The sequence below is a fragment of the Castellaniella hirudinis genome (genome assembly GCF_047468865.1).
Classification (GTDB): Bacteria; Pseudomonadota; Gammaproteobacteria; order Burkholderiales; family Burkholderiaceae_B; genus Castellaniella; species Castellaniella hirudinis_A.
In genome coordinates this window covers 52,609-73,285 of the sequence record NZ_JBLGTV010000015.1, presented here as the reverse complement: position 1 = coordinate 73,285, position 20,677 = coordinate 52,609, and the positions used below count along the sequence as shown (strand labels likewise).

At 66.5% G+C, this 20,677-nt stretch carries 16 protein-coding genes; 6 read left to right on the top strand and 10 right to left on the bottom strand.

From position 1 onward, the window contains the following. Positions 1–339: 339 nt before the first annotated feature. The 5 genes from ACMHYJ_RS14820 to ACMHYJ_RS14800 all read right to left on the bottom strand — a co-directional run bounded on the left by ACMHYJ_RS14820 (position 340) and on the right by ACMHYJ_RS14800 (position 6,777). Positions 340–1,539: an ABC transporter substrate-binding protein gene (locus tag ACMHYJ_RS14820; protein WP_414246959.1), complete on the bottom strand. Its 1,200-nt coding sequence runs from the start codon at positions 1,537–1,539 to the stop codon at positions 340–342. 326 nt (positions 1,540–1,865) lie between these two features. Beyond that, a complete protein-coding gene (locus ACMHYJ_RS14815) occupies positions 1,866–2,615 on the bottom strand; it encodes an ABC transporter ATP-binding protein (RefSeq protein WP_414246958.1) in 750 nt (249 codons plus the stop codon). Beyond that, the gene (locus ACMHYJ_RS14810; protein ID WP_414246957.1) at positions 2,612–4,492 is read right to left on the bottom strand and encodes an ABC transporter permease subunit; all 1,881 of its coding nucleotides are present in this window, start codon (positions 4,490–4,492) and stop codon (positions 2,612–2,614) included. The genes ACMHYJ_RS14815 and ACMHYJ_RS14810 overlap by 4 nt, the downstream gene beginning before the upstream one ends. A gap of 4 nt (positions 4,493–4,496) precedes the next feature. Continuing rightward, a complete protein-coding gene (locus tag ACMHYJ_RS14805) occupies positions 4,497–5,534 on the bottom strand; it encodes a branched-chain amino acid ABC transporter permease (protein ID WP_414246956.1) in 1,038 nt (345 codons plus the stop codon). Between the two features lie 73 nt (positions 5,535–5,607). Then, positions 5,608–6,777, bottom strand: a complete 1,170-nt coding sequence (locus ACMHYJ_RS14800; RefSeq protein ID WP_414246955.1) for an ABC transporter substrate-binding protein — start codon at positions 6,775–6,777, stop codon at positions 5,608–5,610. A gap of 336 nt (positions 6,778–7,113) precedes the next feature. On the opposite strand from ACMHYJ_RS14800, the gene msrB reads away from it, so the two are divergent. Genes msrB through ACMHYJ_RS14780 form a run of 4 tightly spaced genes read left to right on the top strand, consistent with a single transcriptional unit; the run spans position 7,114 to position 9,201 of the window. Beyond that, entirely contained in the window at positions 7,114–7,509 is a 396-nt protein-coding gene (gene msrB / locus ACMHYJ_RS14795; protein WP_414246954.1) for a peptide-methionine (R)-S-oxide reductase MsrB, read from the top strand. Then, the gene (locus ACMHYJ_RS14790; RefSeq protein WP_414246953.1) at positions 7,506–8,117 is read left to right on the top strand and encodes a septation protein A; all 612 of its coding nucleotides are present in this window, start codon (positions 7,506–7,508) and stop codon (positions 8,115–8,117) included. Before msrB ends, ACMHYJ_RS14790 begins: the two co-directional genes overlap by 4 nt. Further along, positions 8,114–8,410: a BolA family protein gene (locus ACMHYJ_RS14785; RefSeq protein WP_414246952.1), complete on the top strand. Its 297-nt coding sequence runs from the start codon at positions 8,114–8,116 to the stop codon at positions 8,408–8,410. The genes ACMHYJ_RS14790 and ACMHYJ_RS14785 overlap by 4 nt, the downstream gene beginning before the upstream one ends. Further along, positions 8,407–9,201, top strand: coding sequence for a peptidylprolyl isomerase (locus tag ACMHYJ_RS14780; RefSeq protein ID WP_414246951.1), 795 nt, complete (start codon positions 8,407–8,409; stop codon positions 9,199–9,201). The genes ACMHYJ_RS14785 and ACMHYJ_RS14780 overlap by 4 nt, the downstream gene beginning before the upstream one ends. A 170-nt stretch (positions 9,202–9,371) precedes the next feature. Here ACMHYJ_RS14780 and ligA read toward each other — a convergent pair whose 3' ends face one another. From ligA to smc, 3 genes are read right to left on the bottom strand one after another with little or no spacing between them, the layout of a single operon-like run. Next, positions 9,372–11,480, bottom strand: coding sequence for an NAD-dependent DNA ligase LigA (gene ligA, locus ACMHYJ_RS14775; protein WP_414246950.1), 2,109 nt, complete (start codon positions 11,478–11,480; stop codon positions 9,372–9,374). After that, entirely contained in the window at positions 11,477–12,475 is a 999-nt protein-coding gene (locus ACMHYJ_RS14770; RefSeq protein WP_414246949.1) for a cell division protein ZipA C-terminal FtsZ-binding domain-containing protein, read from the bottom strand. Before ACMHYJ_RS14770 ends, ligA begins: the two co-directional genes overlap by 4 nt. 19 nt (positions 12,476–12,494) lie before the next feature. Continuing rightward, on the bottom strand, positions 12,495–16,028 hold the full coding sequence (smc, locus tag ACMHYJ_RS14765; protein ID WP_414246948.1) for a chromosome segregation protein SMC: 3,534 nt from the start codon (positions 16,026–16,028) through the stop codon (positions 12,495–12,497). Positions 16,029–16,250: 222 nt separating this feature from the next. On the opposite strand from smc, the gene lplT reads away from it, so the two are divergent. Next, on the top strand, positions 16,251–17,555 hold the full coding sequence (lplT, locus tag ACMHYJ_RS14760; protein ID WP_414246947.1) for a lysophospholipid transporter LplT: 1,305 nt from the start codon (positions 16,251–16,253) through the stop codon (positions 17,553–17,555). A gap of 12 nt (positions 17,556–17,567) precedes the next feature. Here lplT and ACMHYJ_RS14755 read toward each other — a convergent pair whose 3' ends face one another. After that, complete coding sequence (locus ACMHYJ_RS14755; protein WP_414246946.1) at positions 17,568–18,485, bottom strand: uracil-DNA glycosylase; 918 nt, start codon at positions 18,483–18,485, stop codon at positions 17,568–17,570. Positions 18,486–18,621: 136 nt separating this feature from the next. Next, positions 18,622–19,860, bottom strand: a complete 1,239-nt coding sequence (gene tsaB, locus ACMHYJ_RS14750) for a tRNA (adenosine(37)-N6)-threonylcarbamoyltransferase complex dimerization subunit type 1 TsaB (protein WP_414246964.1) — start codon at positions 19,858–19,860, stop codon at positions 18,622–18,624. 78 nt (positions 19,861–19,938) lie between these two features. Between tsaB and ompR the strand changes: the two genes are divergently transcribed. Further along, positions 19,939–20,673, top strand: a complete 735-nt coding sequence (ompR, locus tag ACMHYJ_RS14745; RefSeq protein WP_414246945.1) for a two-component system response regulator OmpR — start codon at positions 19,939–19,941, stop codon at positions 20,671–20,673. Positions 20,674–20,677: the final 4 nt, after the last annotated feature.

Here is a 20,677-nt window from a genome sequence, read left to right as displayed (position 1 = left end):
GGCCTGCGGGAAGTACAGTTCCAGCGCCAGCTTCCAGGGGCTGTCGTGGTCGTCGGCAGTGGAAGGGTGAGAGGGCGGGCGTTTGGGCATGATTGGCATCCGGGGGCATGGATACCTCATTATTCCGGGGATCATCCGGCCCCAGGGCGGCAGGGAGACAGAAAGGGCATACCCAATGTTGGTGCGCTCAATATGATCGGCGGGCGAAGCCGCCAAATTGCGGCCCGTCCCCCGACATGCCCCTACGGTGAACCCTCACGCTCTTGCCAGAACCAAGCGAGTGTGGATTACCGTACTGAAACCGTCAGCCGATCATGCTTCGATGCGAAGCAATCGGGGTCAGCCCTTGACCAACGGGCAGGCGCTCTCTGACAGCGGCACCGACACCAGATCGGCAGGCAGCGTGCGCAGGATATTGTAGTAATCCCAGGGGCCTTTGGATTCGGCCGGGGTCTTGACCTGCACCAGGTACATGTCATGGGCCATCCAGCCGTCTTTGCGCACCACTCCGTTTTCCGCGAAGAAATCATGCACGGGCAGTTCGCGCATTTTCTCGGCCACGGTCTTGCCATCCGTGGTGCCGGCGGCCTGGACGGCCTTCAGGTAATGAAGGGTGGACGAATAGACGCTGGCCTGCACCATACCGGGTTCGCGCCCAGTTTCTTCCATGAAACGGGCCGAAAACTGGCGGCTGGCCTCGTCGCGATCCCAATAGAACGGCGTGGTGGCCACCAGGCCCTGGGCCTTGTCCAGGCCCAGCGCGTGGACATCGCTGATCACTATGCCCAGCGCCACCAGCTTCTGCCCGCCCTGGGTCAGGCCGAATTCGGCGGCCTGCTTGATGCTGTTGCTGGTGTCGGCCCCGGCATTGGCCAGGGCCACTGCCTGCGCCTTGGACGACTGGGCCTGCAGCAGGAAAGAGGCAAAATCCGATGTGCCCACCGGGTGGAAGACTTCGCCCACGACGTTGCCACCGTTCTTGTCCACAACCTTGGTCAGATCGGCCGCCAGCTGCTTGCCATAAGCGTAGTCCGCTCCCAGGATGAACCAGGTCTTGGCGCCTTCCTGAACCAACCCCGTGGCGGTGCCCACCGACGAGGCATAGGTATCGAAAGCCCAATGAAAGCCCGTGGGTGAGCAAGCCTTGCCCGTCAGCGCGGCGGAAAACGGCCCCGAGGCGATGGTGATCTTGCCCTTTTCCTGGGCCAGGCCCTGCACCGCCAAGGCCACCGCCGAATTGGTCAGGTCGCCGATCATTTCCACATGGTCAATGTCGAACCATTTGCGCGCCACCGAGGTGGCGATATCGGTCTTGTTCTGGTGATCGGCCGACAGAACCTCGATCTTGCGGCCCAGAACCTCGCCCCCGAAATCCTTGACGGCCATTTGCGCCGCCGTCACGGATGTCGCCCCCCCGAAGTCGGAATACAGGCCCGACTGATCATTCAAGATCCCAATGCGCAGGGGTTCGGCCGCGCCGGCAAATTGCGGGATCGCCGCACCCAATGCCATGCACAGCAATAGCTTTTTCATTTTCATGGATTTGTCTCCGATATGGTCATGGTGCAAGCCCGAACCCCGCCCCAGGCAATGTCCACCCCGACAGCGGGCGCGCAATTTCCCGAACCAACATCCGAAGCTTCCCGCCCAAGCTTATTGCCTTGCCGATCAAGCTGTCAATGCAACGGTTTACTACAAAGCCGCCGCCCCCCGGCGGAGCAGGGTGTCGTGGGCAGACCGATCCACGACGGAGCCTGCAGGCCCCGCCGATTCCCACGGCACGGCCTGCAGGCCGTGCCGATTCCCACGGCACGGCCCGCAGGCCGTGCCGATTCGCCAGGCATAAAACAGTCCTCAGGACTGTTTTATGTCCGGGCGAATCCCAAATAACTTTCGATTATTCGGGGGTGGTTGGACAGCGTCGCGGCATCTCCCTGCAGGATCAGGGCGCCGGTTTCCAGCACATAGCCGGCATCGGCCACATGCAGGGCGGCGCGGGCGTTTTGTTCCACCAGCAGAATCGACACCCCGGTGCTGCGCAGCCGGGCGATGGTCTGGAAGATTTCGCGCACCACCCGGGGGGCCAGGCCCAGGCTGGGTTCGTCCAGCATCAGCAAAGACGGCTGCGCCATCAAGGCGCGGCCCACGGCCAGCATCTGGCGCTCGCCGCCCGACAACGTGCCCGCCGCCTGGCGGGCGCGTTCACGCAAGCGGGGAAACAGGTCGAACACCTGATCCAAGGTGTTTTGCCAGCCCCGCTGGCCGGCGCGGTACAGGCGGAAACCACCCAGCAGCAGATTATCGTGCACCGACATGCTGGCAAAGAGTTCGCGCTTTTCGGGCACCAGACTCAGTCCCAGCCCGACCCGGCGCTCGATGTCCCAATCCTGGATCGCCTGTCCCTGAAACAGCACCCGCCCCTGGCTATGGCCGCGCTGCGGCAAGGCCCCCATCAAGGCATTGAGCAAAGTGGACTTGCCTGCGCCATTGGCACCGATGACGGTGACGATCTGCCCGCGGCCGACCACGAGATCCAAAGGATCCAACGCCGCCACCTTGCCATACTGGGCCGACAGCCCCTGGACCGTCAGCAGCGCTTCGCCGGCATGATTCATGCGCCCCCCTTCCGCCGCGCGGCGGCCTCGGATGCCTGGGCGGGTTCAGGGGCGGCCACGGCGGCCGGTACTGTCCAGGCTTCGTCCACACCGCCCAGATAGGCTTCCAGCACGGCGGGATCCTGGCGGATATCGGCCGGCACCCCTTCGGCCAGGCGGGTGCCGAAATCCATCACCAGCAGGTGGTCGGTCAGCTTCATCACAAAATCCATATCGTGTTCCACCAGCAGCAGGCTCATGCCTTCCAGACGCAACTGATCCAGCACGGCGGCCAGGGCCTGCTTTTCCTGGAAACGCAAGCCCGCGGCGGGCTCGTCCAGCAGCAGCAGGATCGGGTCGCCGCACAAGGCCCGCGCGATTTCGACAATGCGCTGGCGGCCCAGGGGCAGGCTGCCCGCCGCCTGGTGCATCACATCGCCCAGCCCGACGCGCTGCAATTGGCGGGCGGCTTCTTGTTTGAGCGCGGCCTCGCTGGCGCGATCCAGGCGCAGGGCGGCCGATACCACGCCCGCCCGGCTGCGCAAGTGCGCCCCCAGGGCGACGTTGTCCAGCACGCTCATGTCGGGCAGCAGCTGCACATGCTGGAAACTGCGCACCAGGCCGCGCCGGGCGATGTCGTGCGCGGGACGACCGTCGATGCGATCCCCCATGAACCGCACCTGGCCGGCGCTGAGTGCCAGCACACCGCTGATCAGATTGAAGGTGGTGCTCTTGCCCGCGCCGTTGGGGCCGATCAGACCCATGATTTCGCCTGCATGCAAACGAAAGCTGATGTCGTTGACCGCCACCAGGCCACCGAACTCTTTACGAACCCGATCAACGTCCAGCACCAGCGCCCCCGGGGCTGGCAACGCCCGCCGCGGCAATTCGGCGGCGGGCGCCAAAACCCGCGCGGAGACCTCGGCGGCGGGCGACGAGGCGCCCCGGCCACCCAGCACCTGACCCAGGCGCGCCAGCCAAGGCCACAAACCATCGCGGGCAAACTGCAGAACCAGGATCATCAGCACCCCGAACACCAGCAAATCCAGGTTGACCCCGGTGCCCACCAGCTTGGGCAGGAGATTCTGCAGCTGATCCTTGACCAGCAAAATGGCGGCGGCGCCCGCCACCGCCCCCCAGACGCTGCCCGCGCCGCCCACCACGGCCATGAACAGGTATTCAATGCCGTAGCCCAGGCCAAAGGGGCTGGGACTGACGGCGCGCTGCATATGCGCGTACAGCCAGCCGGAGATACTGCCCAGCAGCGCGGCATACACGAAGATGACCACCTTGTAGTGCGCCAGATCCACTCCGAAGGATTCGGCCATGGCCCCGCTGCGCAGGGCGCGAATCGCCCGCCCGGAGCGGGAATCCAGCAGATTGTGTGTCGCCCACAGGGCCAGCAGCAAGATCAGCCAGATCAGGAGATACATGGACGCGCTGGCCCCCAGCGACCAGTCGCCCAGGCGGATGGGGGGTATGCCGGCGATGCCGTCATAGCGCCCGAGGAAATCCAGATTGCCGTACAGGTAATACAGGGCCAGGCACCAGGCCAGCGTGCACAAGGGCAAGTAATGCCCGGACAGGCGCAGCGTGATCAACCCCAGGCCGTAGGCCACCAGGCTTGTCAGCAGCAAACCGGCCAGCAGGCCCAGCCAGGGCGACACCCCCGCCGCCGTGGTCAGCCAGGCGGTGGAATACGCCCCCAGGCCGACAAAGGCGGACTGGCCGAAGGACGTCAGCCCGCCCACCCCGGTCAGCAGCACCAGGCCCAGCACCACCAGGCTGTACAGGCCGATGTAGTTCATCTGCGTGACCCAGAAGGCCGGCACCCCCGGCAGCCAGGGCAACCCGGCCAACACCAACAGGGCGGCGCCCGCGATCAAACGGCTGCGCATCGGCTCAGTCCTCCTCGTCGAGATGCACGCTGCCGAAGGAGCGCCACAGCAGAACCGGGATAATCAGGGTGAACACGATGGCCTCTTTGAAGGGGCTGGCCCAGAAGGACGAAAAGGCTTCCAGGATGCCCACGAACAAGGCGCCGAGCGCCGTGACGGGATAGCTGACCAGGCCGCCGAAAATCGCCGCCACGAAGCCCTTGAGCCCGATCAGGAAACCCGTGTCGTAGTAGATGGTGGTGATGGCGGCGATCAGCATGCCCGACAGCGCGCCAATGGCCGCCGCCAAGGTAAAGGTAAGGCTGCCGGCCACGCGCGTGCTGATGCCCACCAGCCGAGCCCCGCGCCGATTCACCGCCGTGGCCCTCAGCGCCCGGCCATACAGGGTGCGGCCGAAAAACAGCCACAGGCCCACGATCAGCACCGCATACAACCCCAGCACGGCGAAGGTCTGAGCGGTCCAGGTGACCGGCCCCAGCTGCACCGTGCCTTCGACCAGCGCCGGCGTGCGCCAGCCTTCGGCCCCGAAAAACAACAAGCCCAGGCCGGTCAGGGCAAAATGCACCGCCACCGAGATAATCAGCAGAACCAGCACGCTGGCCTGTTCGACCGGCTGGTAGACCAGGCGATAGACCATGGGCCCCATGGGAATGACCAGGGCCAGCGCAAACGCCACCTGCGCAAACAGGGGCACCTGCGGGCCGGCCACCCAGGGGGCCAGGGCCAGCAGGCACAAGGGCAAGACCAAGGCCCACAACAGCGTGCGCCCATACCCCTGCCAATGGCGGGCGCGCCAGGCCGCCACCGCCTGAACCAGGCACACCAGCCCCCCCATGCCCACCAGCAGATAGGCCGTCCCCGGCACCTTGCCATTGGCCAGAAACGCCAGGGTCAGGGCCCCGAAAGTGACGAACTCGCCCTGTGGAATGAAAATGACCCGGGTCACGACGAACACCAGCACCAGGGCCAGCCCCAACAGGCCGTAGATGGCCCCGTTCAGCAAGCCGTCCTGCAGCAGAATCAAGGCAATGGTCAGATCCACCCGGCCTCCTGGAAAACGGCGCGCCCAGACACGGCGGCACGCCATCCATCACATGAAAACCCGGACATGGCCGTCAAAGATCCGGCTGATAAGTCCACTTGCCGTCCACCACCTGAACCATGACGCGGCCCCGGGTATCCATCCCGGCATGGTCGGTCGGGCTCATGTTGAACACCCCCTGGGATGCCGGCAGTTCCTTGACCTGTTCCAGGGCATCGCGCAGGGCCGCGCGGAATTCCGGCGTCCCCGGCTTGGCCCCGGTTTCCAGGGCGCGCGGGATGGCGTCGTTGATCAACTGGCCGGCATCCCACATATGGCCGCCGAAGGTGTTGGTCGTGCCCTCGCCATACTTGCCCTCGTAGGCCTTGACATACACCAGCGCGCTTTGCTTGACCGGATTGCTGTCGGGCAGCTGCTCGGCCACCAGCAGGGGGCCGGCGGGCAGGATCATGCCCTCGCAGGCCTTGCCGCACACCCGCAGCACGTCGTTGTTGGCCGCCCCGTGGGTCTGGTAGATCTGGCCTTTGTAGCCGCGTTCGATCAGTTCCCGCTGGGGCAGCGCCACCGGCGTGCCCGAAGCGGCGATCAGGATGCCGTCCGGGTTGGCCGACAGCAGCTTCAGCACCTGGCCGGTGACGCTGGTGTCGGGCCGCGCAAAGCGTTCGGCCGCCACCAGCTTGATGCCCTTGGCCTCGGCCGCCGCGGTCATTTCCTGCAGCCAGCCTTCGCCATAGGCATCGCTGAAGCCAATAAAGCCCAGCGTCTTGACGTTTTGCTTGACCATGGCATCGGCCAGCGCGCCCGCCATCAAGGCGTCGTTCTGCGGGGTCTTGAACACCCACTTGCGCGGGCCGTCCACGGGCTCGACCAGCTTGGCATTGGCCGCCACGCTGATCATGGGCGTCCCGGTCTCGGCGGCCACGTCCGACATCGCCAGGGAGGCCGGCGTCACCGACGTGCCCAGCACCACGTCCACATGATCGTCCGCCGTGAACTTGCGGATATTCTTGACAGCCTGGGTGGTGTCGGTGGCGTCGTCCAGCACAAGGTATTCCACCGGCTGTCCGCCGATTTCAGTGGGCAGCAAGGCCACGGTATCGCGCTCTGGAATCCCCAGCGAAGCCGCCGGGCCCGTGGCCGACACGGTGACGCCGACCTTGATCTGGGCCGAAACCGCCAAGGGCAAGGCGGCCAGCAGGGCGGCGGCGCCCAGGGTCAATCGAAATGAAGAGGCTAAACGCATGCTTGTCTCCGGGTAGTCATTGGTAAACACAGCTCATATCGACCGCAGCGCGCCAACAGCCCACTGCGCAATCCATATTGCCTGATCAGGCATTTTCCAGTATGAATCATGAATGGGGGTCATATTATCTCAGCTGCACGCAATCTGCTGCTGGATTTTCGTTTGCCACCCCAAAATAAACGTCGCACGACCAGCCGCATCGAAGTGCAACCAGCAATGTCCTTGCCGCACGCGCAGTGCAATCTCGTATAAGATTAGGCTTTATCTGTTTGCTGTCCGGCCTGGTCTACCGGCTTTCTCGCCCGGTTCGCCACCGCCCTCCGCTACCTGCTTTCCGTGGAAAAAATCACCCGCACCGACGCCCAGTGGCGCGCCCAGCTTTCCCCCGAGGAATTCAACGTCACCCGCCTGAAGCACACCGAACGCCCCTTTACCGGCCGCTACTGGGATCACGCCCAGGCAGGCACCTATGTGTGCGTGTGCTGCGGCACGCCTCTGTTCGTGTCCGACACCAAGTTCGATGCGGGCTGCGGCTGGCCCAGCTACTTCCAGCCCATCCAGCCCGACCGCATCCGCGAAATCCGCGACACCAGCCACGGCATGGTGCGCACCGAAACCCTGTGCGCCGTCTGCGACGCCCACCTGGGCCACGTCTTCCCCGACGGCCCGCCGCCCACCGGCCTGCGCTACTGCATCAACTCCCTTTCGCTCAACTTCATCCCGGCCGAATGAAAAAATTTCTTTTCGACCTCTTTCCGCTGATCCTGTTCTTCCTGGCCTACAAGCTGGGCGACAGCTACGTGGGCAAAGACGCCGCCATCTATGTGGCCACCGGCATCGCCATCGTGGCCGCCGTGCTGCAAATCCTCTGGCTGGCCCTGACACGCCGCAAGATCGAAGCCACCCATTGGATCAATGTGTCCATCATCACGGTGTTCGGCGGGGCCACCATCCTGCTGCACGACGATACGTTCATCAAATGGAAGCCCACCGTGCTGTACTGGCTGTTCGCCGCCATTTTGCTGGGTTCGCGCCTGTTTGCCGGGCGCAACCTGATGCGTCGCCTGATGGGCGAGAAAATCGCCCTGCCGGATCCCGCCTGGGCCCGCCTGAACGACAGCTGGGCGGCGTTTTTCACGCTATCGGGCGCGCTCAACCTGTATGTGGCGTTTTCCGGCCAGTTCACCGAATCCCAATGGGTGGATTTCAAGGTCTTCGGCTTGACCATCCTGCTGGTGATCTTCGTCATCGTGCAATCCCTGTGGTTGGGCCGGCACATCCAGGCCCCGCCCGACACACCGACGGATCGCGCCCCGGCCAACCCCCGGGATCCCTCATGAATGCCGGCGACAACGCCCTCGACCCGGTGCTGCAGCAACTGCGGCAGCGCCTGCAGGTTCTGTCCCCCAGCGGCCTGACGCTGATCGACGAATCCCACCTGCACATCGGCCACGCCGGGGCGCAAGGCGGTGCGCGGCACTTTCGGCTGCGCATCGTGTCCAATCAATTTCATGGGTTGTCCACCCTGGCGCGCCATCGCCTTGTGTATGATTGCGTGCGAGATCTGATGCCCCATCCTGTTCACGCGCTGGCCATCGAGGCCGGCACGCCCTCTACCGAAGGACTTTCATGAAACGTTTTGCTGTTATTGCCCTGGCGGCCTCCCTGGCCCTGCCGGTCTATGCCAAAGACATCGCCACCGTCAATGGGCAGGGGATTTCCCAAGAAAAATTCGATCAATTCATCAGCCTGCTCGTCAGCCAGGGCGCCCAGGATTCCCCCCAATTGCGCAGCCAGGTCAAGCAGGAAATGATCAACCGCCTGGTGGCGGTGCAGGCGGCCGAGAAAGCGGGCCTGCAGAAAGACCCCGCCGTGAAGCAGGAAACCGAGCTCGCCGCCCAAAGCATCCTGGTGCGCGCCCTGATGGCCAAACACCTGAAGGATCACCCGGTCACCGAAGCCGATCTGAAAAAAGAATACGACACCATCAAGGCCGACCAGGCCGACCGCAAGGAATACAAGCTGAGGCACATCCTGGTCAAGACCGAGGACGAGGCCAAGGCGCTGATCAAAGCCATCAAGGCCAAGAAGACCTCCTTCGAGGCCGCCGCTAAAAAAGACTCCATCGACACGGGCAGCGGCCAGAACGGCGGCGAGCTGGGTTGGGGCCCCACCAGCAACTACGTGCCGGAATTCGCGCAGGCGGTGGAAAGCATGAAAAAAGGCCAACTCAGCGCCGCCCCGGTGCAGACCCAATTCGGCTGGCACGTCATCCAGGTCGAAGACGAGCGCCCGGTGGCCTTCCCGTCCTTTGACGAAGCCAAACCCCAACTGGAAGAAATGATGCGCCAGCAGGCGCTGTCCGACTATCAGAAGCAACTGATGAAGGACGCCAAGGTCGTGGACAACAGCGAAGCCAAGTAATCCACAACGACCGACAGCCCAGCGGGGCGGTCTTCCCCGGGAAGACCGCCCCGCTATTTTTTGCGCGGCTTGCGCGACACCTCAGACAGCCTGATCCTGCAGTATCCGGGCCCCATACAAAGCGTTTTCTGATGCAACGGCATCCCGGCGGCCGGGGGCATGATTGCTCATCATCCCAGCAAGTCCAGCAGGCCGGCCTCGTCCAGGATGGCAACGCCGAGTGATTCGGCCTTGGCCAGCTTGCCGCCGGCGTCCTCGCCCGCCACGACCCAGGCGGTCTTGCGCGAGACCGAACCGCTGACCTTGCCCCCGGCCGCCAGGATGCGGCGCGTGGCTTCGTCGCGCGTCAAGGTGGGCAAGGTGCCGGTCAGAACCAGCGTCTTGCCCGCCAGGGGCTTCGCGCCGGCGGGCGCGGCGTCGGCCTGGGGTTGCACCCCCGCGGCCTGCAGGGCGGCGACGACGTCGCGGTTGTGCGCCTCGGCGAAAAAGCGGCGAATGGACGCCGCCACGACAGGGCCGACTTCCGGCACCTGCAGCAATTCGTCTTCCGACGCGTCCATGATGGCCTGCATCGAGCCAAAATGACGGGCTACGTCCCGGGCCGTGGTGTCGCCCACATGGCGGATGCCCAGGGCATACAACAGGCGCGACAAGGGCGGCCGGCGGCTGGCGTCGATGGCCTGCACCAGATTGGCGGCGGATTTGCGCCCCATGCGGGGATACGTGGACAATTCCAGCTCGCCCAGGCCGTACAAATCGGCCAGCGTATGCACCCGGCCGCCATCCACCAGTTGCTCGATCAGTTTTTCGCCCAGGCCGTCGATGTCCAGGGCCTTGCGGCTGGCCGCATGCCACAGGGTCTGCTTGCGCTGCGCGGGACAGAACAGCCCCCCGGTGCAGCGCGTGATGGCCTCGCCTTCGGGGCGCTCGACCGCCGAGCCGCATTCGGGGCACACCGGGCACACCGCCAGCAGGTCGAACACCCGGGCATCGGCGGGCCGATCCGGCAATACCGGCGCGACGACCTCGGGGATGACGTCCCCGGCGCGCCGCACGATCACGGTATCGCCGATGCGGATATCCTTGCGGCGGATTTCATCCTCGTTGTGCAGGGTGGCATTGGTGACGGTCACCCCCCCCACGAACACCGGCTGCAGGCGGGCCACGGGGGTCAGCGCCCCGGTGCGCCCGACCTGCACGTCGATCCCCAGCAGGCGAGTGGTTTCTTCCTGCGCCGGAAACTTATGGGCAATGGCAAAACGCGGCGCGCGCGCCACAAAGCCCAGGACGTCCTGGGCCTTCAGGCTGTCGACCTTGTAAACCACGCCGTCGATGTCGAAAGGCAGGCGCGCGCGCAGCCCTTCGACATCGCGGTAGAAATCCAGCAGGGCCTGCGCGCCCCGGCATGCCTGGCGGCCGGGGCTGGCGGCGAAGCCGAAATCCGCCAGCCAATCGAGCATGGCGGCGTGGGTCGCGCAGGGCAGGAAGTCTCGGCCCGCATCCTGGATCTGGCCCCAGCCATAGGCATAGAAGCGCAACGGCCGCGTGGCCGTGATCTGCGGATCCAACTGGCGCAGGCTGCCCGCGGCGGCATTGCGCGGGTTGACGAACACCTTGTCGCCGCGGGCCAACTGCTGCTGGTTGAGCCGGGCAAAGTCGTCGCGGGTCATCAGGACTTCGCCGCGCACTTCCAGCACGGCGGGGGCCTGCCCGCGCAGGCGCAGCGGCACGGAACGCAGGGTGCGGATATTGGCGGTGATGTCCTCGCCTTCGGCGCCATCGCCCCGGGTGGCGGCCTGCGCCAGCAGGCCGTCCTGGTAGCGCAGACTGACGGCCAGCCCATCGAATTTATATTCGGCCAGGTAATCCACCCCCGCCGGCGCGGCAGCCCCCGGCGCGAACAGATCGGGCTGCGCCGCCCCGGCGGCGGGCGCGTCCGCCGGCCGGGCCAGCAGGCCCGCGTCGATCAGGGTGGCTTCGATGCGCTGGTCGAAAGCGCGGACGTCCTCGTCCTGGAAAGCATTGCCCAGGGACAACATGCGCACCGCATGGCGCACGGGGGCGAAATGCCCGCTGGGCGCGGCCCCCACCCGCTGGGTGGGGGAATCGGGCGTGATCCAGTCGGGGTGATCCTGTTCGATGGCCTGCAGCTGCCGCATCAGGCCGTCGTACTGGGCGTCGGTCACGGCGGGATCGTCCAGCACGTAATAACGATGATTGTGCGCGACGATCTGATCGCGCAACGCCCGCAGCTGCCGGCGCAAGGCCGCGTCGCTCACGAAAACACCCGGGCGGTGCGTTCTGTGCCGGCCAGAAACCCGGCCTGTTCCAACTGGTCGTACAAGGCGCTGATCTGCCGGTCGATGGGCGCCATGGCGCTGTCCTGGAACGTGCGGCCCTGGTCGTCCAGCACATGGGCGTCCAGGCGGCCGGCCAGATCCCGGCCCACGGCCACCATGCGGCTGAACGCCTGGTCGTCCGGGATGCTGTTGGGCACGTCCAATACGATGTCCACACGGTGGATGGCGGCCGGATTGCCGCTGTCCAGCAGCATCGTGAAGCGCGGCATGCCGTTTTCAGCCACCCAGGCCCAGCGCGGGCCAGACGGCACGAAGCCGGCCTGGGCGGCAGCCTGTGTAATGGCGGCCAGCGGCTGCGGCGTCGCCAGCTGCAGGATCAAGCCGACCTGGGCATCCATGGCCGCGCAGCGGGCGTCGAGTTCGGTTGCGCGGCCCAGCACGGCGTCTTGCTCGGGCGCTTCGATCTGGCCCTCGAAGTGTTCGGACAGGTCTTGCGCCAGAGTCCAGAGATTGGACCACTCGATGGCGGTCAGCGGGCCGCTGCGGTTGGCCATGACCACGGCCAACTGCAGCGCCACGTAGGCGGCGTCCGGCTGCGCCTGCGCGCTGTATCCGCCCCCTTCGCGCTGGACGAACACCCGCACGGGCTTTTTCCCCGCCCGCTCGATGCCGCGCACGGCGTCGGCCAGCGCCGCGCCCGGCACGGGGTGCGCCAAGGCGATATCGATCACGGCCTCGCAGGCGGGGTCGATGTCGGCGGGTTCTTCGGGGGCCGCCGCCGGGGCGGGCGGGCGATCCCACAGGCCGGGCTCGCGCCGTTGCGGGGCGTCTTGCAACAGCACATCCTGGCCCGGATCGGGCTGCACGGGCCGCATGCTGCGCCGGGCGCGCCATTCTTGCCAGCCGTTGTACAGCAGCACCAGGACGATCAGCACCGCCCCTATCGAAATCAGCAAAATCTGCAATTCACTCATGAGAACCTCGGTTGCATGCTCAGGCCGCTGTGGCGGCCCACTGCAAAGCTGAATCCATATCTACCGCTACGATACGCGATACCCCTTGCTCTTGCATGGTGACACCCACCAGTTGCCGGGCCATCTGCATGGCGATTTTATTATGTGAAATAAAAAGAAACTGAGTCTGGCCGCTCATGCCGCGCACCAGATTGGCGTAGCGCTCGGTGTTGGCGTCGTCCAGCGGCGCATCGACTTCGTCCAGCAGGCAAAACGGCGCCGGATTGAGCTTGAACAGCGCAAACACCAAGGCGGTGGCCGTCAGGGCCTTTTCGCCACCCGACAGCAAATGGATCGTGCTGTTGCGCTTGCCCGGCGGCTGGGCCATGACCTGCACGCCCGCATCCAGGATTTCATCGCCCGTCATGCTCAGGCGGGCCTCGCCGCCGCCGAACAACTGTGGAAACAATTGGCCGAAATGGCCATTCACTGTCTCGAAGGTCTGCATCAGGAGTTCGCGGGTTTCGCGGTCGATCTTGCGGATCGCGTCTTCCAGGGTGTCGATGGCGGCCATCAGGTCTTGGTGCTGGCTGTCCAGAAAGCCTTTGCGCGCCTGGGCGGCCTGCAACTCGTCCAGCGCGGCCAGGTTGACGGCGCCCAAGGACTCTATCTGGCGCGACACCCGCTGGACTTCGGCCTGCAGCCAGCCCAGCTGCCGCCACTGGGCGGGCTGCTCGGCCAGGTGACGCTGCAAGGCCGGCCGATCCACCTGGCGGGCGTCCAGCTGCTCGGCGTACTGCTCGATCGCCAGGCGGGCCGCCTGCTCTTTGAGCTGCAGATCGGTGATCTGGGCGCGCAGCGGATCCAGGGTGCGCTCCAGGCCGAGGCGGCCTTCGTCAGCCTGACGCAGGGCCGCCGCCGCATCGTCTTGCTGGATGCGTGCCAGCCGCAAGGCGTCCTCGGCCTCGGCCCGGGCTTCCAGGGCGTCCTGCAGCCCCGCCTGGGCGACGGACTCATCGAGCGCAAAGAGTTCGCCCTGCAAAGTATCGAGCTCCGCCTGGGCGCGGCGTCCCTGGTCGGCCGCCAGCTGCAGGTTGCGCCGCAGTTCATCCAGGCGCTGGTGCAACGTCCGCACGGCATACTCCGCTTCCTGGGCCGCGCGTTCGCGCTCGCGCCCCTGCTGGCGGGCCTGTTCAGCCTGCGCCGCCAGGTCTTCTATCTGCTGATCCAGATCGGCGTAGCGATCCTGCTGCTCGGCCAGCGTCAGATCCAGGGTCTCGAAACGGGCCTCGGCTTCTTCGCGCTGCCCGGCCAAGACCTGCATCTGCGCTTGAAGATCGTGCATATCGCGCGCCAGGCGCTGCGCCTGCTCGCCGGCCTGGGCCGCCTGCTGGGCCAGACGGTGATGCTGCATTTGCGCCTGATGCAAGGCCTGCATGCGCTCGGCAATCTGCACCCGCGCAGGCTGCAGGGCCTGGTCGAGCGCCCGACGCCGCGCCTGGGCCTGGGCCAGGGCATCGGCGGCCTGGTCTGCCACCAACTGCGCCGCGCGGATTTCCCTGGCCAGGTCGTCGATCTGCTGCCGCCGCGCCAACAGACCCGCCTGTTCGGACTCGGCCGCATAGAACCGCACGCTGCAGGCATCCACCTGGTGGCCTTCGCGCAGCACCCAGCGTCCGCCCGGCGGCAATTGCGCACGCCGGGCCAAGGCCTCGGCCAGGCCGTCGCAGAGGAAAACATCCCGCAGCCAGACCGACAGCAGCGGCGCCAAGGCGGCCTCGCGTCCCCGCACAACATCCAGCAGGCGCTTCGCCCCGGCCGGCGCGGCCACGACAGCCTCAGCCTGCTCGGGCGCCTGGTAGAACGCCAGCCGCGCGGGGGGCGCGTCCCCCGCGAAGGCACAGACGGGATCCAGCGCGCGCAGCCCCAAGGCATGCATGCGCTCGCGCAGCACGGCTTCCAGCGCGGTCGCCCAGCCCGGTTCAACCTGCAATTGCTGCCACAGGCGCGCCAGGCCATCCAGGCCCTGGCACTGCAGCCAAGGCTGCAGGGCGTCATCGGATTGGATTTTTTCCTGCAGGGCCGCCAGGGCCTGGCACCGGGCTTCCAGGCGATCCAGGCCCTGGCGCGCTTCCTGGCTGGCTTGTTGCGCCTGCGCCAGCGCGGCCTCCAAGGCCGGCTGGCTGGCTTCGAGCGCCAGCACGCGGGCCTGCGCCTCGTCCAGGCGCTGTTCGGCCACGACGCACTCACCGGCCCAGCGCTGCTGTTCGGCGGGATCGGGCATGCCCAGCGCGTCCCGGTCGTGCCGCAGCCGCTGCTGGCGTTCTTCCAGCCGACGCCATTGCTGATCCGCATCCCGCTGGGCCTGGGCCGTCAGCGCCAGGTCTTGCTCGGTGCGGGCCAGGACACGGCGCGCTTCTTCGCGCTGCTGGTGCAAGGCGCGCAGCCGGGTATCCAGCCCGGGCAGGCTGTCCTGGGCAGACTGGGCCTGGTCGGCCAGGACTTCCGCCCGCGCTTCGGCTTCGTCGCGCTGCGCCTGGGCGGTTTCCAGGGCGGCCTCGGTATGGCCGCGCTGATCCGCCCATTCCTGGATTTGCGACTGCAACTGGGCGCGCCGGGCCTGCAAGCGATGGCGGGCATCGACGGTATGACGGATTTCGGCTTCGAGGCGGCTGACCAGGGCCCCCGTTTCAAAAAGACGCCCCTGGGCCTGGTGGACGGCCTCGCCGGCGGAAAAATGCGCCTCGCGCTGCGCTTCCAGGCCGGCCTCGAAGGCGCGCAGCTGCGCGACAGCGGCATCCAGCCGCCCCTGGGCCTGCTCGGCCTGCAGGGCCAGGGCCTGGCGGCTGTCGCGGGCAGCCTGTTCGCGCTGCAGCCACAACGCGTGCTGCTTGAGCTCGCCCTCGGCCTGCAAGGCGCGGTAATCGGCGGCCACCTGCGCCTGCGCCTGCAGCTTGTCCAGCTGCAGGGACAGTTCGCGCAGGATGTCATCCAGCCGGGTGAGATTCTCGCGGGTGTCCTGCAGACGGTTTGCGGTTTCGCGGCGGCGCTCTTTATAGCGCGAAACCCCGGCGGCTTCTTCGAGGTAGACGCGCAATTCTTCGGGCCGGGCTTCGATCAGGCGATTGATCATTCCCTGGCCAATGATGGCGTAGCCCCGCGTGCCCAGGCCCGTCCCCAGGAAGATATCGTGGATATCGCGGCGGCGCACGGCCTGGTTATTGACGAAATAGCTGCTGGCGCCGTCCCGCGTCAGAACCCGGCGCACCGCAATCTCGGCAAATGCGGACCACTGGCCCGCCGCCCGGCCCTGGCTGTTGTCGAACACCAGCTCGACCGACGCCCGGGCGGCGGGCTTGCGCTGCCCCGAGCCATTGAAAATCACATCCTGCATGGATGCGCCGCGCAATTCGGACGCCTTGGTCTCGCCCAGCACCCAGCGCACGGCGTCGATGATGTTGGATTTGCCGCAGCCATTGGGCCCCACCACGCCAACCAATTCGCTGGGCGTGGGGATCACGGTCGGATCCACGAAGGATTTGAATCCGGCAAGTTTGATCTGCGTGAGGCGCACGGGAATCTGGCGGGCTGAAAAAAGAGAAAACAGGAGCGGACAGCATATGATAACGCAGCAAAACAAGGGATCTGGGCCGCAAGCACCGGCAAACCGCCATGACCGCGCGCGTTAGCCGCTATACTGCAAATCCATTTTATTGCCGCATCCGCCGTTTGGCCCCTCCCAAGCAGAGCAGCCGGGCAGCGGACAACGCAGCACCAATCACCTTGGGGTTCACGCTTGAACAAGGGCTTTTATATGGTCATGGCGGCACAGGCGCTATCGTCTGTGGCCGATAATGCCTTGCTGATCGCAGCCATCGGGCTGATCGCCGATTTAAGCGGCCCGGACTGGATGGCCCCTATGATGAAATGGTGGTTCGCGCTGGCCTACGTGGTGCTGGCGGCGTTCGTGGGCGCTTTTGCGGACGCCTTTCCCAAGGGGCGGGTAATGTTCGCCACCAATGCCCTGAAAACCTGTGGCTGCCTGCTGATGTTCAGCTACGGCGCCTTCGGTTTCGCCCACAACCATCAGCTGATGCTGATTTTCGTGGCCTATACCATCGTCGGGGTGGGGGCCGCCGCGTATTCCCCCGCCAAATACGGCATCGTCACCGAAATGCTGCCCCCGGAACTCCTGGTCAAGGGCAACAGCTGGATCGAAGGGCTGACGGTGCTGTCCGTGATCGTCGGCACCGTGCTGGGCGGGGTGCTGATCAGTCCGGCGGTCTCCGCCTGGCTGATGTCCTTCGACTGGGTCAACACCCTGGCCGACAACACGGCCCAATGCGCCATTCTGATGATCAGCCTGGTCTATGTGGCCGCCGCCATCTGCAATCTGCTGATCCCCGACACCCATGCCTACTACCCGCGCCAGCAAACCCACCCCGCCGCCCTGGTCCGCAATTTCTCGCGCTATGTGCGCGTGCTCTGGTCCGACAAGCTGGGGCAGATCTCCCTGGCCGTGACCACGCTGTTCTGGGGCGCGGGCGCGACGCTGCAGTTCATCGTCATCGAATGGGGGGCCCAGCACCTGGGCTACCGCCTGGATCAGGCCTCGGTCTTGATGGGGGTGGCGGCTTTCGGCACCGTCATCGGGGCGGTGATCGCCGGGCGCGTCCCCTTGCGCAAGGCGCTGTCCGTGCTGCCCATCGGCGTCGCCATGGGGCTTGTGGTCTTGCTGATGCCGTTGGTGTACACCCCCTGGGCGGTGTACTGCCTGCTGCTGCTGATCGGCGGCTTGTCCGGGTATTTCGTGGTGCCCATGAACGCGCTGCTGCAGCATCGCGGCCACGTCCTGCTGTCGGCGGGGCACTCCATCGCCGTGCAAAACTTCAACGAGCAGCTGAATATCCTGCTGATGCTGGCCGTCTACAGCCTGATGCTGTGGCTGGGCCTGTCCATCAATATCATCATTGCCTTGTTCGGCATCCTGGTGGCCTGCCTGATGGTGGTCTTCATCCAATGGAACCGCCTAAACCACCGCGCAAACCCCGGCCTGGAAAAACAGATCGGCCAGACCGAACACGGCACGGCCCTGCGCTGAGTCCGCGCCTGTTTACCCAGCGTCGCCGGGGGCGGCTTGGGCGGCGGCCCGCACCGCCTGGGCCCAGGCGGCCAGATCGCGCCAGGCCTGGGGCTTCAGCGCGCCGCGCACCAGCATCGACGCCGGCTGATGCGTGACCCAGACCGGGATTTCGGTTCCATCCGCCAGCCGGCAGCTTTGCGCGATGCCGCGCGCGGCATCGAAATCCGCCCGCTCCCCCAGCACGGCCCGGGCGGCCACCTGCCCCAGAGCCAGTATCCAGCGCGGCCGCACCAGCGCGATTTCACGCTGCAGATACGGCAAACAGGCCGCGATGTCTTCCGGGCCGGGCTGCTGCCCGCCCAGGGCGCGGCACTTCACCACATAGGTGGCGTAGCGCGACGCCGCCCGCGGCAGCCGCACCGCGGCCAGCATGGCATCCAGCAAGCGGCCCGCATCCCCCTGAAACGGCATGCCCGCCACCTCATCGTCGATGCCGGGCTGTTCGGCCACGATCAGGTAATCGGGATGGTCGGCCTGGCCCGCCCCGGGCACAGCCCGCAACCGCTGCTGATGGCGGGGGCATGACTGACAGGCCTGAATCCGGGCGGCCAGCGACGCGATGTCCGCTCGGCCCGCCGCCGGTTCTTCGTCGAGCGGACGCGCGGGCGGCTGATCCGCGACGCCCGGCCGCCCCACCGACGGGACAGGGCCCGCGGGCTGCTTCAAGCGGCCCAACAGGGATTTCATCGCGGCCGCATCGGCGGGCGCGATGGCCGACGACGGGCCAGGCGGCGGCGATGCGGGCGCCGCCGGCCGGGCCTCGGCGGCGGCTGCGGCGCGACCCGCCGCCGGAGCGGCGGCCGCCTCGGACTGGACATCCAGCCAATGCAGATCCACCCCGATTTCGGCCAGCCAGGCGGCCTGCCCCAGACGCACAAGCGGCTTCACGGGGCATCTCCGGGCCGGCCCGGGCAAGCGCCGGCCCCGTCGAGCGGGACACCGGCACGGCCGGGCGGGCGCGCGCGGCCCGGCGCACGGCGCGGGCAGGATGCCAACATCGGGCCAGAACAGGAAAGCGGAAGATTCATGCGGAAGGCGCCAGGTTGAGGGTCATGATCCAGGCGTCTTCGCGGCCATTCGGGCCCGTGGGGTAATACGCCCGCCGCAGGCCATGCTGCGCAAACCCGTGCCGCCGGTAAAAGGCAATGGCCTGGGTATTGCTGGGGCGGACTTCCAGGGTCAGGGCCGGCAGGCCCGCCTGCCGGCAGTGATCCAGGCAGCAGCGCAGAAGCTGGCCGCCCACGCCTTGGCGCTGCGCATCGGGACGCACGCCGATCACCAGCAAGTGTGCCATATCCGGGGCATCCATGACCAGCGCAAAGCCCAGCATCGCGCCCAGGCGGCGCACCACCCAGCCCCGATAGCCCGCCGCCAGGGCATCGGCGAAATTCTGTCGGGACCAGGGGCTGGCCTGCACGCGGCGTTCGATCGCGGCGACCTCGTCGAGATCGCCGGGCGCCATGCCGTGCACGGTGCGCTGCGCGGCATCCGTCTGGGGATTGCCGCCCCGCCCCTGGGCACGCTCGACCGTGGTGTAGGCGACCTTGTCGCGCACATAGGCCGGGGCGGCCAGGGCGGGATCCAGGGCGCGGCCTTTTTGCCAGGCGGCGGCGGCCAGGCGCGCCACGGTGGCCGCCTGGGCGCAGGCGGGCGCGCCCGCCGCCACGGATACCTGCGCCCCCAGCGCCGATAGTTCGCCGGCCAGCCCGTCGAACACCTGGGCGGCATCGCCATGAACCGCCCAGCCGCCGCCCGCCTGCATCGCCCAAGCGGCGGACTGTTGCCCGGCCCAGGCGACGACGTCCCGGCGGGCCAGCAAGGCGGGCGCCTGCACGGTGATCCAGTCGTCCCCCTGAACCTGATAGGCGGCGGCATAGATCTCGTGCATGCGCGCGTCTTGCAGCACCACCTGCACCCCGGCGGGATCGGCCCCCGCCTGCTGCACCGCGATCGCGCACAGGGAATCGACCGGCAGAACGGGGATGTCCAGCGCCAGCGCCAAGCCCTGGGCCACCCCGCAGGCGACCCGCAAGCCGGTGAACCCGCCCGGCCCCTGGCCGAAGGCGACTGCGGACAGATCCCGGCGCGTCAGGCCGGCCTCGGCCAGCAAGCCTTCCGCCAGGGGCAAAATACGCTCGGCGTGATCTTGACGCCCGGCGTGCTGGGCGGTATACAAACGCACGCGTCCGGCATGCTGCGACCAAAGCGCGACGCTGCACAAAGTGCTTGATGTTTCAAACGATAAAATGTGAAAATCATCCATCATGTCGGTATTTTAGTATTGTGTAAGTGCTTGTGATCGACGCTGGTGCCTTTTTCCCGTCCCTGTTACATTTAACCCATGAACACACATAACCAGACCCTCACCCGCAAAATCCTCATCGTCGACGATGATCCCCGCTTGCGCGACCTGCTGCGGCGCTACCTGTCCGAACAAGGGTTCAACGTCTATGTGGCCGAAGACGCCAAGGAAATGGCCAAACTCTGGCAGCGCGAACACTTCGATCTGCTCGTGCTCGACCTGATGCTGCCCGGTGAAGACGGCCTGTCGATCTGCCGCCGCCTGCGCGGCAACCACGACAACACGCCCATTATCATGCTGACCGCCAAGGCCGAGGAAATCGACCGCATCGTCGGGCTGGAAATGGGGGCCGACGACTACCTCACCAAACCCTTCAACCCGCGCGAACTGCTGGCCCGGGTCAACGCCATCCTGCGCCGCCGCGGCACCGAAGAACACCCCGGGGCGCCCAGCCAGGACAACGAATCCACCGAATTCGGCCCGTTCGTGCTCAATCTGTCCACCCGCACGCTGACCAAGGACGGCGAATCCGTCCCCATCACCACGGGCGAGTTCTCCGTGCTCAAGGTCTTCGCGCGCCACCCCAAGGTGCCGCTGTCGCGCGACAAACTCATGGAACTCGCCCGGGGGCGCGAATACGAAGCCTTCGACCGCAGCCTGGACGTCCAGATTTCCCGCCTGCGCAAGCTGATCGAACCCAACCCCTCCAAGCCTGTCTTCATCCAGACGGTCTGGGGGCTGGGCTATGTCTTCGTCCCCGACGGCGGCCGCTGATTCC

Coding starts and splice junctions, on each gene's coding strand:
- ACMHYJ_RS14820 (WP_414246959.1), bottom strand. CDS start 1,539: ATGAAAATGAAAAAGCTATTGCTGTGCATGGCATTGGGTGCGGCGATC.
- ACMHYJ_RS14815 (WP_414246958.1), bottom strand. CDS start 2,615: ATGAATCATGCCGGCGAAGCGCTGCTGACGGTCCAGGGGCTGTCGGCC.
- ACMHYJ_RS14810 (WP_414246957.1), bottom strand. CDS start 4,492: ATGCGCAGCCGTTTGATCGCGGGCGCCGCCCTGTTGGTGTTGGCCGGG.
- ACMHYJ_RS14800 (WP_414246955.1), bottom strand. CDS start 6,777: ATGCGTTTAGCCTCTTCATTTCGATTGACCCTGGGCGCCGCCGCCCTG.
- ACMHYJ_RS14790 (WP_414246953.1), top strand. CDS start 7,506: ATGAAAAAATTTCTTTTCGACCTCTTTCCGCTGATCCTGTTCTTCCTG.
- ACMHYJ_RS14785 (WP_414246952.1), top strand. CDS start 8,114: ATGAATGCCGGCGACAACGCCCTCGACCCGGTGCTGCAGCAACTGCGG.
- ACMHYJ_RS14780 (WP_414246951.1), top strand. CDS start 8,407: ATGAAACGTTTTGCTGTTATTGCCCTGGCGGCCTCCCTGGCCCTGCCG.
- ACMHYJ_RS14770 (WP_414246949.1), bottom strand. CDS start 12,475: ATGAGTGAATTGCAGATTTTGCTGATTTCGATAGGGGCGGTGCTGATC.
- tsaB (WP_414246964.1), bottom strand. CDS start 19,860: ATGGATGATTTTCACATTTTATCGTTTGAAACATCAAGCACTTTGTGC.
- ompR (WP_414246945.1), top strand. CDS start 19,939: ATGAACACACATAACCAGACCCTCACCCGCAAAATCCTCATCGTCGAC.